The organism is Streptomyces sp. NPDC007164 (assembly GCF_040634135.1).
Lineage (GTDB): Bacteria > Actinomycetota > Actinomycetes > Streptomycetales > Streptomycetaceae > Streptomyces > Streptomyces sanglieri.
Genome location: NZ_JBEYFB010000046.1, coordinates 13,268 through 25,393 on the forward strand (window position 1 = coordinate 13,268; position 12,126 = coordinate 25,393).

Sequence of the window (12,126 nt, forward strand, 5' to 3'; positions counted from 1 at the left end):
GATGCCATCATCCACCACGGCACCGGAACCCGGGGCCACGGGGTGCGGTGGCCCCGGGCGGCCGGACTACTCGCGCGCCGCGGACGTCGAGCTCATGTCCGGGTAGCGGTCTCCCGCCACCTGCCCCGCGATCGGCTCCAGCTGCGCCAGCTCCTCGGCGGTCAGGACGATCCGGGTGGCGGCCACGTTCTCCAGCAGCCGACTGCTCTTGCGGGTGCCCGGGATCGGCACCACGGTCAGCCCGTGCACCTGGGCCCGCTGCTGCACCCAGGCGAGCGCCACCTGCGCGGCCGACGCCCCGTGTGCCGCCGCGATCTTGTGGACGGGCTCCAGCAGGGCGGCGTTCCTCTTCGCGTTGTCACCGGTGAAGCGGGGCTGGAACCTGCGGAAGTCGCCCTCCGACAGCTCCTTGGCCGCGTCCGCGAACGCCCCGGTCAGGAAGCCCCGGCCGAGCGGCGAGTACGGCACGACGGTCACCCCGAGCTCGACGGCGGCCGGTACGGCGCTGCGCTCGATGTCCCGGCTGAAGAGCGACCACTCGGACTGGAGGGCGGCGATCGGGTGCACCGCGTGCGCCTCGCGCAGCTCCGCGCCGGTCACCTCGCTCAGCCCGAGCTGCTTGACCTTGCCCTGCTGGATCAGCTCGGCCATCGCTCCGACGGACTCGGCGAGCGGGACGGCCGGGTCGCGGCGGTGCATGTAGTAGAGGTCGATGACGTCGGTGCCCAGCCGGCGCAGGCTGTTCTCGACGGCCTTGCGGATGTACGCGGGGTCGTTGCGCACGCCCCGGTAGTGCGGGTCGTCGTCCCTGCGCTCGATGGCGAACTTCGTGGCGAGGGTGATCTCGTCCCGGTGCGCCCCGACGAACGGGGCGAGGAAGGTCTCGTTGGCGCCGAGGCCGTACACATCCGCGGTGTCGAAGAGGGTGACGCCGGCCGCCAGGGCCGTCTCCAGCGTCTCGCGGGCGGCAGATTCGTCCGTGTCGCCGTAGAACTCGCTCATGCCCATGCAGCCGAGCCCCTGCACGCCGACCTGCGGTCCGCCGTCGCCGAGCTCCACGGTGGTGATCTTGTCGTCAGTCATCAGGCACTGGGCCTTTCCGGCGCCCGTCGGGCGCCCGCATAGAAGTCGATCTTGTGGTCGAGCACGGCGAGGGTGTCCTGGAGCTCCGCGATCCGCGTCCGCACGTCGCGGCGGGTCGCCTCCAGCAGCTCCTGCCGCTCCTCGAAGGTGTGCTCGCCCTCGCGCAGCAGCTCCGCGTACCGGACCATGTCGGCCACCGGCATCCCGGTCAGCCGCAGCTTGCCGACGAAGGCCAGCCAGTCCAGGTCACGGTTGGTGAAGCGGCGCTGGCCGGTGTGGGACCGGTCGACGTGCGGCATCAGCCCGATCCGCTCGTACCAGCGCAGGGTGTGCGCGGTGAGCCCGGTGAAGGCCGCGACCTCACTGATGGTGTACCGGTCCTGACCCTCGGGGCGCGTGGGCGCCTGCGGGGCCGTGGCGCAGGTGTCCACCTTCGCTGAAGTGCTCTCCGTCACCGTCATGCCCTCCACGCTAGAACCTTTGAGTGCACTCTAAGCAAGCGCGGTCGGTGATTCGCGGGTCCGAGGCCGACGTTGCCGCTACTCGGGACGGGAGAGCGGACCGTCGGCGGCGGCGCGTGTCGGCTCCGGATGACTGAGGACGTCCGTGCTGCTCGGCCTTGCCGTCAATGGGTACCGTTCTGGGGCATCGATCCTCTGGATCGGGGCTGGAGCCGTGATCTTCCTCAGCGCCTCTCACTACGCTTGCGCGGGATGGGCGTCGGCTCCGCAGGGGGCCGACGGCCCGACAAGGCAGGCCGTCGGCCATTCGACCGCGAGTCGTACAAGCAGCGCAGTACAAGCAGCGCAGTACCGTCGAACGCCGCATGCGCGCCACGAGGCGCCTTGTTGTATCCCAACTAGTCGCCGCAGGTCAGGTCCTTCGCGGGCAGCCGCCCCGTGGTCAGGTACTGCGTGACGTCGGCATCCGCACAGGACGGGCCGGCCACCACCACGCCGTGGCCCTCACCGCCGGTCACCGTGATCATCCGCGCACCGTGCAGCGCCCGACGCATGCCCTGCGCCATGGCCAGCGTGGCCTGCGGGTCCCACTGGTTCTGCACGATCAGCGCGTTGACGTGGTTGTTCACCACGGTGGCCGGCTCGCGTGCCGCCGACTTCCAGAACGCGCACGGCTGGATGTTGGCCCCCAGGTCGCCGGCCAGCGGGTACGTGGCTCGGTCCCGGATCACGTCCCGGCGGTACTGCTCGGGGTTGCGCGGCCAGCTGCGGGTGTCGCCGCAGAAGACGGCCCATACGACGGCGGACGCGTTGTCCGCGGGAACGTCAGCAGTGAACGCCCCCGCGTCGGCGGACCGGACCGGGGCGGAGCCGGGGGCCGCCGATCCGGCCGGGGCTGCCGACGCGGCCGGCGTGGCCGGCGCGGGCGGTCCGCCCTCGGCCGCAGCCTTCAACCCGACGATCCACGGGGTGACGGCCTCGACGTGGACGAACGCGTTGTACGCGGAACGGATGGCGCCGCCGCTGAGCGCCCCACCCTCCGTCGGGACGGGCGTGCGGTCGGCGTGGGCGATGAGCTCCCAGTACGTCTTCCGGACCTCCGCCGGAGTCGGGCCGAGCCCGTACGTGGCGTTGCGTGCGGCGGCCCACTCGGTCCACCGCGTGAAGGCGAGTTCGGCCCCCGCCGACCATCCCCGGAACAGCCCGCGCCACGCGAGCGTCGGATCGAGCGCGCTGTCGAGCACGAACCGGTCCGAACGCCGGGGGAACATCTGCGTGTAGACGGCGCCCAGGTAGGTGCCGTACGAGTACCCGAAGTAGGAGATCTTCTTCTCTCCCAGTGCCGCCCGGACGACATCCATGTCCCGGGCCGTGTTGCGGCTGGTGATGTGCGGCAGCACGTCCCCCGCCTTGGCCCAGCACTTGTCGGCCACTGTCCGGGCCCAGGCCACGTCCTTCGCGAACGTCCCCGCGGTGTAGGGGTGCTGGAGGGCCTGTTCCTCGTCCGTCAGGTCGCAGCCGACCGGCGCGCTCTGCCCGACCCCGCGCGGGTCGAAGCCGATCAGGTCGAACCGCTCTCGTACCTGCGCCGGCAGCAGCGGTTCCATCTCCGCGGGCATGGTCAGCCCCGGAACGCCCGGCCCCCCGGGATTCATCAGCAGCACGCCGCGCCGCTCCTTCGCGCCGCCCGCCTTGATCCGCGATACCGCGAGGTCGATCTTCCGCCCCCCGGGGGCGCTGTAGTCCAGCGGCACCTTGACCTTCGCGCACTCCAGGGCCGCCGGGCCGCCCGTGTCGCAGCGTTCCCAACGGAGTTTCTGCTGCGCGTACTGCTGGAGCGGATCCCCCGCCGCGAACGCCGTCACGGGGGTGAGCGCTGCCATCACGGTCGTCACCGCGCCGACCGTCAGCACGGAAATCGTTCGAGCGCCTCGTAGAGCCATGCCAGTCCTCTGTACAGAATCAGTTTCTCGGATCGCCTCCAGTCTCAGTTCGTCCCCACTCGTGCCTGTACGGCGCGGGGATGGGCTCATGATCCGACTTGTGGAGTAGGACGACGCACCGCCGTCCTGCTGGAGTCCCGCTCCTCGTCGTTCATCTCTCCGGGTCGGCGGCCGACCGACCACCTGCCGGCAGTCACGCCGTGGACACCCCGGCCCGCAGCGCGGCAACGGCACTGGCGGCCGCAGCGCCGACGACGCGGCCGAGCGCCGTGTCGTCGGCGTCCGGGCGGGAGCGGGTGAACACCACGCCCCCTAGGGGTAAGGGGAGGGATACCCGGCCTCGCGCGTCCAGCAGGATCCGTAAAAGAGGCCCTATCTGGTTGTATGCGTCCGTGAGGTCCCGCAGGCGATCGGCGACGACAGCGGAGCCGAGTTCGTCGCCCACTTCGCCGCAGCGGCCGACGAAGGCTTTCCCGGTCCGGCAGGTCGCGGTCGACCGCGCGTACTGCCGACCCCCGCGCGGATCGGGTGACCCGGTCGGCCGAGGGTCCGACGCCCCCGCCCGCCAGGCTCGTGCGCATGCAGAGCCTGGCGATGACCGACAACTGGCCCGTCCCCGCCGCGGCGGCTGCCGTCGTACGAGCGGACGGCACCGTTCTCGGCACGCACGGCCCGACCACGCACCGTTTCCCGCTCGCCTCCGTCACCAAGCCGATCACGGCCTACGCGGCGCTGGTGGCGTACGAGGAGGGCGCGGTCGAGCTGGACGAACCGGCCGGGCCCCAGGGCTCCACCGTCCGGCACCTGCTCGCGCACACCAGCGGGCTCGCCTTCGACGAGCACCGGGTTCCGGCAGACCGCCCGGCGCCTGCTGTCACCCCGCCGCAGCCCACCAGCTCTGCGGGGACCTCCCGCCGGCTCGCGCTCCCGCACAGCACGTGAACGATGCCCCGCAGAGCAGCGCGGTCATCGGCCGGCAACCGGGCGGCCGGTCGACGGCGCAGCGTTGGGCCGGCGGGTACCCGGGCGGGGTCAGCCGAGGATGGTTCGCATCTTGTCCTGGAGGTAGTCCCCGGCGCGTACGGGGCTGTAGGGCCTGCGGCCGAGAGGTGCCGGCAGCGAGGTGATGTCGGTGTGGGGCGCGCAGGCGTGAAAGTACACCAGTGAGGTGAGTTCTTCCTGCGGTGCCTCGGCGGGCGGCGGCAGAACGCGGTGGCGGCCGGAGCGCCAGCGGTCTCCGCTCCAGCGGGCCATGAGGTCACCGATGTTGAGCGTGTAGGCGCCGGGCTCGTAGGGGGCGTCCTGCCAGCCGGCTTCGTCGTCGTGGATCTGAAGGCCGCCCTTGCCCGGCTGCCGGTTCAGGAGGGTGATGAGGCCGAAGTCGGTGTGCGGTCCGACGCGGAACTGGCCGGGGGCGGCGGTGCCGGTTTCGTGGGCTGCCGGGTACCAGTTGATCGTGAAGTCCCAGTGCGGGCGCGTGGTGTGGCGGGTGAAGAAGTCGGCCGGCCGGCGCAGCCCGGTCGCCATGACTTCGAGGAGTGTGTCGGCCAGGGCACGCATCCGGTCGGTGTACGCGGTGACGAGCGGGCGCAGGGTGGGGGCTTCGTCGGGCCAGTCGTGGGGCATCTGCTGTGCGTTGCCGGGCCGTGCGGAGGAATCGACGGCGCACGACCAGACCTCCAGCAGGTCCGGCGGGGTGTGGGTGCCTTCGGAGCGGGCGGTGGTCACCCTTTCCCGGCCGATCCAGCCACGTCGGTTCTGGTCATAGTGCTCCTTGGCGGCCTGGGGCAGGTGGAAGAAGTCGTGTGCCGCGGCGCGTACTTGGCCGGGCAGATCCGGTTCGATGCCGTGTCCGGTCACCAGCAGGAAGCCGGTGGACTGCAGGGAGTGGTCGACCTGAGCGGCGAGCCGTTCCCGGTCCGCGCTGTGTTCCGATGTCCAGCGGCTGAGGTCGATGACGGGAATCGGGGTGGTGGCCATGGTGGGTCCTTCTTTGACGTCGATGGTCGGGGCCGGGATGCGGGTGATGCCGAAGACGGCCGGTGGGAATGTGGCGATCTCCTCGTGGGTCAGGGCAGGTTCGCTCCGCGCGTTGTGTCGCAGACCGTCCGGCGGGGGCCCGGTTGCCGCCGGGCTCATTCGGGTGCGGCTGTGGCCGGCTGGGTGTCAGTGGTGGTGCCACCTGCGGCTGTTGGGCGTACTTCCCGGGGCTGTCGGGTCAGCCACAGCACGAGAGCGGCTCCGGCCAGGGCCACGGCACCGGCGGTGAGCGCGAGGGTGTTGTGCCCGGTGGCGAACACGGCATGGAGTGTGTGTTCCAGACCGGCGCGCTGTGTGGCCGGGGTGTGGGCCAGGAGGCTGTCGGCGCCGCCGCCGGAGAGGGTCTGCGCGGTGACGGCGGGATCGGTGACCTCGCCGTGGAGGGATGTGGTCATGGTGGAGACGGCCAGGGCGCCGAAGGCAGCTACTCCGAAGGCGTAGCCGAGCTGTTCGAAGGTGCTGTACGTGCCGCTGGCGGTACCCGCGTGCTCGGCCGGGACGGAGCCCAGCGCCAGGGCTGCGGCGACCTGGAAGATCAGGCCCATGCCGACCCCGCTCAGGGCCAGGCCCCCCACCAGGACGGGCCAGCCCGACCCGGGTCCCAGGAAGGCCTCGGCGCCGACCCCGAGCCCGGCGAGCGCCAGCCCGAGGGAGGCGCCCAGGCGGGGGGAGGGTCTGCGTCTCCGGCGTGCGCCCAGCACTGCCACTGATGCGGCAGCCGCGGCGTGCGGCAGCACGACCAGACCGGCGGCGAGCGGCGAGAGGTGCTGCACGGACTGCAGCCACAGCGAGGTGTACGGCATGATTCCGTAGACGGTGCCCTCGCCGACCGCGATCGTGAGCATCGCGGCGGTGAACGCGGGCCGGCGGAACAGCGACAGGTCCAGCAGCGGGTGCCGGCGGCGTTGTTGTACGCGCAGGAAGGCGACGAATGCGCCCAGTGCCGCTCCCAGTGGCACCAGTGTCCCTGCCGATCCCCACCCTTGGACGTGTGCCTCGGTCAGGGCGTGGACGGACCCACCCGCACCGATGGCGAACAGCACCAGGCCGGGGACGTCCAGGCGCCGTGAGGTGTCCCGCACCGGTGGTGCGGTGCGGGGGATGTAGCGGAGGGTCATGGCCAGGGCGATCGCGGTGACGGGAACGTTGACGTAGAAGATCCACCGCCAGTCCAGGGTCTGGGTGAGCAGGCCGCCCAGGATCGGTCCCAGCGCGGAAGCACTGGCGGCGACGGCCGCCCAGGTACCGAAGGCCAGAGCCAGGCGGCGCCCCGAGTACAGGGTGCTGATCAGGGACAGCGTGGTCGTGAACATCGCCGCAGCGCCCAGTCCCTGCACGATGCGGGCGGCGATCAGTACGGCCATGCCCGGCGACAGCGCACAGGCGACCGACGCCAGGGCGAAGACGACCAGTCCGCCCGCGTACATCCGGCGCCGGCCGTGAAGGTCGGCCAGCATCCCGGCGCCCAGCAGTGCGGCCGCCACCGCGAGCGCGTAGCCGTCGGCCACCCATTGCAGTTGGGACAGCGACGAGCCCAGCGACTCCGACATGGCAGGCAGCGCCACCAGCACGATCGTGACGTCGACGAGCAACATGAACGTGCCCAGGCAGACGGCGGCCAACGGCCCCCAGATACGCATATATTCCCTACTCCCACACCGGGCGGACAACGACCTGGTCACCATCCAGGTCCGTCCCGCTCCGGCCCAAGCCGTACGCTTGAAAGCGGGATCATCCGGCGAAGGAACGAGGTGTACCGGTGGATCACGACACCATGGACGACCTCGACCAGCACCTGCTCCGGGCCCTCCAGCTCGACGGCCGCGCCCCTTTCAGCCGCATCGCGCGAGACCGCGGTGTCTCCGAACGCACCGTTGCCCGCCGCTATCAACGACTGCGCGCCCTCGGCCTGCGCATCATCGGCCAGCCCGTCTCCTCCCGTCTGGGCCTGACCCGGTGGCTGTTGCGCCTGCACTGCACCCCGGACGCCGCCGGGACCATCGCCGGAGCCCTCGCCCGCCGTCCCGACACCAGCTGGGTCACCCTCGCCTCCGGCGGCACCGAGCTCTACTGCGCGCTCAACGCGCGTACAGCCGAGGAACGCAACGCACTGCTGCTGGAGAAACTCCCCCGTACCCCGCGGGTGCTCTCGGTCAGCGCTCACTGCATGATGCGCATCTTCGTCGGTGCGACCAGCACCTGGCACGCCACCCGGTTCGAGCCGGAGGGCACCGCGGCCGCGGTGGATTCCGGCGCGTCCACCACCGCCCCGCTCAGCTTGGACGCAACCGACCACATCCTCTTCGCCGAGCTGGCCCGGGACGGCCGTGCGACACTGCCCGAACTCGCCGCTGCCGTCGGCCGCTCCCCCTCCAGCGTCCAGCGCCACCTGGACCGCCTCCGCGGCGAGGGTGCCCTGAATCTCTCTGTCGATTTCGATCCGCAGCTCCTCGGCTACCACATGGCCACCCGGATCTGGCTGAACGTCACCCCCGCGCACCTGCGCATCGTGGGGGAAGCCCTCGCCACCCACTCGCAGATCGCTTTCGCCGCAGCCATCACCGGCACGTCCAACCTGGTCGCCAACGGCATCTTCCGCGACCCGGCCGACCTGTACGACTACATCGACCGGCGCATCGGCCGGCTCCCCGGCATCCAGAGCATCGAGACCGCCCCCACCCTGCGGGAAGTCAAACGCCTTGCCACCAACGTGACTTGAGCATGGGGGAACTGGCAGCGGCGGGGCCATGCGCCCCCACAGGCCATCAGACACAAGGTCGGCACATACCCCACCAGATCCCGCCAACCCAACACCCAACCACCAAACCACCACACTGATCTCATTCTGAAACGATCAGTTAGGCTCGTACGCATGCAGAGCCTGGCGATGATCGACAACTGGCCCGTCCCCACCGCGGCGGCTGCCGTCGTACGAGCGGACGGCACCGTTCTCGGCACGCACGGCCCGACCGCGCACCGTTTCCCGCTCGCCTCCGTCACCAAGCCGATCACGGCCTACGCGGCGCTGGTGGCGTACGAGGAGGGCGCGGTCGAGCTGGACGAACCGGCCGGGCCCGACGGCTCCACCGTCCGGCACCTGCTCGCGCACACCAGCGGGCTCGCCTTCGACGAGCACCGGACGACCGCCGCGCCCGGCACCCGCCGGCTCTACTCCAACGCGGGCTTCGAGGTGCTCGGCGACCACATCGCCAAGGCCACCGACATCCCGTTCCCGGAGTACGTCCGCCAGGCCGTGCTGGAACCCCTCGGGATGACGGCGACCACGATCGACGGCTCGCCCGCCAAGGACGGCGTCTCGACCGTCGACGACCTCGTCCGATTCGCGGCCGAGGTGCAGGCGCCGCGCCTGCTCGACCCGCGTACGGTGCTGGCCGCGCAGACCGTCGTACACCCCGGCCTGAAGGGCGTGCTGCCGGGCTACGGGCACCAGAACCCCAACGACTGGGGCCTCGGCTTCGAAATCCGGGACTCCAAGTCCCCGCACTGGACGGGCAGTTCATCCTCCCCCGCGACCTTCGGGCACTTCGGACAGTCGGGGACGTTCCTGTGGGTCGACCCGGTCGCGGGCCTGGCGTGCGTCGCGCTGACCGACCGGGCCTTCGGCCCGTGGGCGGCCGAGGTGTGGCCGTCGTTCACGGACGCGGTCCTCGCGGAAATCCGCTCCGGTCACTGAGAGAGATCGCCTCGTCCGCCGTCCCGGCGGTGGCCAGGCACTCGAACCACACCGCCTTGCCCCGGCCGTCCGGGCGCGGCTCCACGCCCCACTTGTCGGTGACGGCGTCGACCAGCACCAGCCCACGCCCGCCCTCGTCGAGTTCGCCCCCCACGACCATCCTCGGCACCTCGGGGCAGCCGTCCGCGACCTCCACCCGCACACCCCCGGCCGGGAGCAGGAGGATGAACGTCTGGCAGCGACGGCCGGGCACGTGCCGCACAACGTTCGCGATCAGCTCGGTCAGTGCCAGCTCCGCCGCGTCGGCCACGTCCAGGAGTCCCCAACCCCTGAGGTAGAGACGCAGGATGCGGCGCAGATGCCGGGCGGAGTGCTCGCCCACCGCGAAGTCGGCGTGATAGGTCGGTTCCGCGCCGACCGACGGCGAGGCAATTACGTGATTCATGTCACCAGGGTGCAGCGGTTTGATTACGCTCGGCTACGTACGGAAACGAACGCCGCGAGGCGTTGAACGCCGGAGGTGCCCCGCCGTGGCCAACATCCAGACACTCGACCCGAGCGCTTCCCCACTGGACTACTACGGCTGGGAGTTACGTCGTCAGAGAGAAGCGGCCTGCCTCAAGCAGGGGCAGCTCGGCGAGATCATCTTCTGCACCGGCTCCCTGATCGGCCAGATCGAGACCACGAAGAAGCTCCCCACCCGCGACTTCTCCGAGCGGGTGGACGCGGCACTCGGCACGGGCGGGATGTTCTCCCGGCTGATCGGCCTCGTCCTGCGCAGCCAACTGCCCGCCTGGTTCCAGCCGTACGCGGACATGGAGGCCAAGGCCACGTACATCTCCACGTACCAGTCGCAGGTGGTGTACGGACTGCTGCAGACGGAGGAGTACGCGCGGGCGGTGCTGGCCACCGGCATGCCGGACGACCTGGAGAACCAGGTGGCGGCCCGGATCGAGCGCCAGCGCATCCTGGAGCGGGAGCGGCCCCCATTCGCCTGGGCCGTCCTCGACGAAGCCGCGCTCCGTCGGCCGGTCGGTGGCAACGACGTAATGCGGAGGCAACTGCTCCGCTTGTTGGAGTTCACCGATCACCGCTGGATGCGGATCCAGGTGCTGCCCTTCGCAGCCGGTGAACACGCAAGCCTGGCCGGGTCGTTCACCACCATGCGCTTCGACGAAGACCCCGACATCGTCTACACGGAGGATGTGATCTCCGGTCATATGACCGCCAGCCCTGACACTGTCAGGGAAGCCGCGCTCCGTTACGCTCATTTGCAGGCCACGGCCCTCTCCGTCGAGGAGTCCGCGGCGCTGATCACCCGCGTGATGGAGGAGTGTTATGGAGACCGGCCACGACCTGAAGAACGCGCGGTGGCGTAAGTCCAGTTACAGCGGAAACACCGGTGGCGAGTGCGTCGAGGTGGTCGACGGCCTCCCCTGCGCCGTGCCGGTCCGCGACAGCAAGAACCCGGGCGGACCCGTCCTGACCATCGGGGCCGACGCCTGGCAGCGCTTCGTGGACGGGCTCCGCTGACGTCACCGCAGGACCTGCGCCTAGGGGGCCCGGGCCGACCGATGGTCGGCCCGGGCCCCTTCCGCTCCCAACACCCGCTACTCTCCACGGCCATGGCAGACATAGTCCGCGCCACCGCCGCCGATGTCCCCGCGCTCGCCGCCGTGCTCGCCAGTGCCTACGCCGAGGACCCCGTCTGGTCCTGGCTGATGCCGCGCGACCGGGACCGGCGGCTGCGGCTGCTGTTCACCGCGCATCTGGCCCAGCAGGTCCCGGCCGGCCGGGTGTGGACCGACCCGGAGCGCACGGTCGCGGCGGTGTGGGCGGAGCCCGGTGAGTGGAAGCTGCCGGTGACGTACCTGCTGCGCAACGCGAGGCCGCTCGTGCGCGCGGCGAGGGGGCAACTCCCGCGTACCGCCGCCCGGTTGTTCGCCATGGAGCACCGCCACCCGGCCGGTCCCGAGCACTGGTACGTCGAGTACATCGGCACCCGCGCGGACGCGCGCGGCACGGGGCGCGGGGCCCAGGTGCTCGGCGGGCTGCTGGAGCGGGCGGACGCGGACGGGCGGCCGGTCTTCCTGGAGTCCAGCAACCGCCGCAATCTCACCTTCTACCAGCGGCACGGCTTCGCCGTGCACGAGGAGATGACGTTCCGGTCCGGGCCGCCGATGTGGTCGATGTGGCACCGGGACGGCGGCCGGTAGTTCAGGCCGACAGTTCCCAGATCAGCACCTCGGCCGCCCCCTCCGCCACCAGCTCCAGCCCCGCCTCGCCGGTGATCCGTGCCGAGTCGCCCGGCTCCAACTCCTCGCCCCGCTCGTCGCCGATCCGTACACCTCCGGACACCACATGGACGTACACCCGCGCCGCGTCCGGTACCGCCGCCCGCTCCCCCGCGCCCAGGCGGCGCACCCGCAGCGTCGCACCGGCCGCCGGGAGGGCATAGGGGGCGTCGTCGGTGAGGCCGGGGACGATCGTGTACGAGGGGTCGCCGCCCGGTTCGAGCGGCGCGAGCCACATCTGGATGAACGTCAGCGGGGCGTCGCCGTCGTTGCGTTCGACGTGACGTACGCCGGACGCGGCGCTGAGGTGCTGGAGGTCACCGGCCCGTACGACCGTGGCGTGACCGGCGGAGTCCCGGTGGGTCAGCTCGCCCTCGACCACCCAGGTGACGATCTCCGTATGGCTGTGCGGGTGTTCGTCGAAGCCCGCGCCGGGCGCCAGCCGCTCCGAGTTGCAGGCCATGATCGCACCGAAGCGCAGATTGTCCGGGTCGTAGAAGCTGCCGAAGGAGAAGGCGTGCCGGGTCAGGATGCCGGCGTCCTGGTCCCCGCCCGTGAAGCGGTCCTCGGCGCGGTGTACGGAAATCACCCGCCCACGGTAACCGGGCCGG

12 protein-coding genes and 2 pseudogenes are annotated in these 12,126 nt (G+C 71.1%); 6 read left to right on the forward strand and 8 right to left on the reverse strand.

Annotation, left to right across the window (positions count from 1 at the left end):
* Positions 1-66: 66 nt before the first annotated feature.
* The 3 genes from ABZ622_RS34515 to ABZ622_RS34525 all read right to left on the reverse strand — a co-directional run bounded on the left by ABZ622_RS34515 (position 67) and on the right by ABZ622_RS34525 (position 3,439).
* Entirely contained in the window at positions 67-1,083 is a 1,017-nt protein-coding gene (locus ABZ622_RS34515; protein ID WP_360550096.1) for an aldo/keto reductase, read from the reverse strand.
* A complete protein-coding gene (locus tag ABZ622_RS34520) occupies positions 1,083-1,544 on the reverse strand; it encodes a MerR family transcriptional regulator (protein ID WP_360550098.1) in 462 nt (153 codons plus the stop codon). Before ABZ622_RS34520 ends, ABZ622_RS34515 begins: the two co-directional genes overlap by 1 nt.
* 398 nt (positions 1,545-1,942) lie before the next feature.
* The gene (locus tag ABZ622_RS34525; protein ID WP_360550100.1) at positions 1,943-3,439 is read right to left on the reverse strand and encodes an alpha/beta hydrolase; all 1,497 of its coding nucleotides are present in this window, start codon (positions 3,437-3,439) and stop codon (positions 1,943-1,945) included.
* A gap of 627 nt (positions 3,440-4,066) precedes the next feature.
* Here ABZ622_RS34525 and ABZ622_RS34530 point away from each other — a divergent pair.
* A pseudogene (locus tag ABZ622_RS34530) lies at positions 4,067-4,353 on the forward strand (serine hydrolase domain-containing protein); the annotation flags it as partial.
* A gap of 3 nt (positions 4,354-4,356) precedes the next feature.
* On the opposite strand, the pseudogene ABZ622_RS34535 reads toward ABZ622_RS34530, so the two are convergent.
* From ABZ622_RS34535 to ABZ622_RS34545, 3 genes and pseudogenes are all read right to left on the reverse strand, one after another.
* Positions 4,357-4,455, reverse strand: a pseudogene (locus ABZ622_RS34535) (IS5/IS1182 family transposase); the annotation flags it as partial.
* Positions 4,456-4,519: 64 nt separating this feature from the next.
* Positions 4,520-5,467: a 2-oxoglutarate and iron-dependent oxygenase domain-containing protein gene (locus tag ABZ622_RS34540; protein ID WP_360550102.1), complete on the reverse strand. Its 948-nt coding sequence runs from the start codon at positions 5,465-5,467 to the stop codon at positions 4,520-4,522.
* Positions 5,468-5,622: 155 nt separating this feature from the next.
* Positions 5,623-7,167, reverse strand: a complete 1,545-nt coding sequence (locus tag ABZ622_RS34545) for an MFS transporter (RefSeq protein ID WP_360550104.1) — start codon at positions 7,165-7,167, stop codon at positions 5,623-5,625.
* A gap of 119 nt (positions 7,168-7,286) precedes the next feature.
* Between ABZ622_RS34545 and ABZ622_RS34550 the strand changes: the two genes are divergently transcribed.
* Together ABZ622_RS34550 and ABZ622_RS34555 are read left to right on the forward strand one after the other, a co-directional pair.
* A complete protein-coding gene (locus ABZ622_RS34550) occupies positions 7,287-8,246 on the forward strand; it encodes an Lrp/AsnC family transcriptional regulator (protein WP_360550106.1) in 960 nt (319 codons plus the stop codon).
* 153 nt (positions 8,247-8,399) lie between these two features.
* Positions 8,400-9,221 carry a serine hydrolase domain-containing protein gene (locus ABZ622_RS34555; protein WP_360550108.1) on the forward strand — a complete coding sequence of 274 codons (822 nt, stop codon included), beginning with the start codon at positions 8,400-8,402 and terminating at the stop codon, positions 9,219-9,221.
* Here ABZ622_RS34555 and ABZ622_RS34560 read toward each other — a convergent pair.
* The gene (locus ABZ622_RS34560) at positions 9,181-9,666 is read right to left on the reverse strand and encodes an ATP-binding protein (protein ID WP_360550110.1); all 486 of its coding nucleotides are present in this window, start codon (positions 9,664-9,666) and stop codon (positions 9,181-9,183) included. The two genes, ABZ622_RS34555 and ABZ622_RS34560, sit on opposite strands and share 41 nt — an antisense overlap.
* An 85-nt stretch (positions 9,667-9,751) precedes the next feature.
* Here ABZ622_RS34560 and ABZ622_RS34565 point away from each other — a divergent pair, with 85 nt between their 5' ends.
* The 3 genes from ABZ622_RS34565 (at position 9,752) to ABZ622_RS34575 (ending at position 11,437) form a co-directional block, all read left to right on the forward strand.
* Positions 9,752-10,600, forward strand: a complete 849-nt coding sequence (locus ABZ622_RS34565) for a helix-turn-helix transcriptional regulator (RefSeq protein ID WP_360550112.1) — start codon at positions 9,752-9,754, stop codon at positions 10,598-10,600.
* Positions 10,560-10,754 (forward strand): DUF397 domain-containing protein, encoded by a 195-nt coding sequence (locus tag ABZ622_RS34570; RefSeq protein WP_360550114.1) that lies wholly within the window; start codon positions 10,560-10,562, stop codon positions 10,752-10,754. Before ABZ622_RS34565 ends, ABZ622_RS34570 begins: the two co-directional genes overlap by 41 nt.
* A gap of 92 nt (positions 10,755-10,846) precedes the next feature.
* A complete protein-coding gene (locus ABZ622_RS34575; protein WP_360550116.1) occupies positions 10,847-11,437 on the forward strand; it encodes a GNAT family N-acetyltransferase in 591 nt (196 codons plus the stop codon).
* A 1-nt stretch (position 11,438) separates the two neighbouring features.
* On the opposite strand, the gene ABZ622_RS34580 is transcribed toward ABZ622_RS34575, so the two are convergent.
* Positions 11,439-12,104 carry a pirin family protein gene (locus ABZ622_RS34580; RefSeq protein ID WP_360550118.1) on the reverse strand — a complete coding sequence of 222 codons (666 nt, stop codon included), beginning with the start codon at positions 12,102-12,104 and terminating at the stop codon, positions 11,439-11,441.
* Positions 12,105-12,126: the final 22 nt, after the last annotated feature.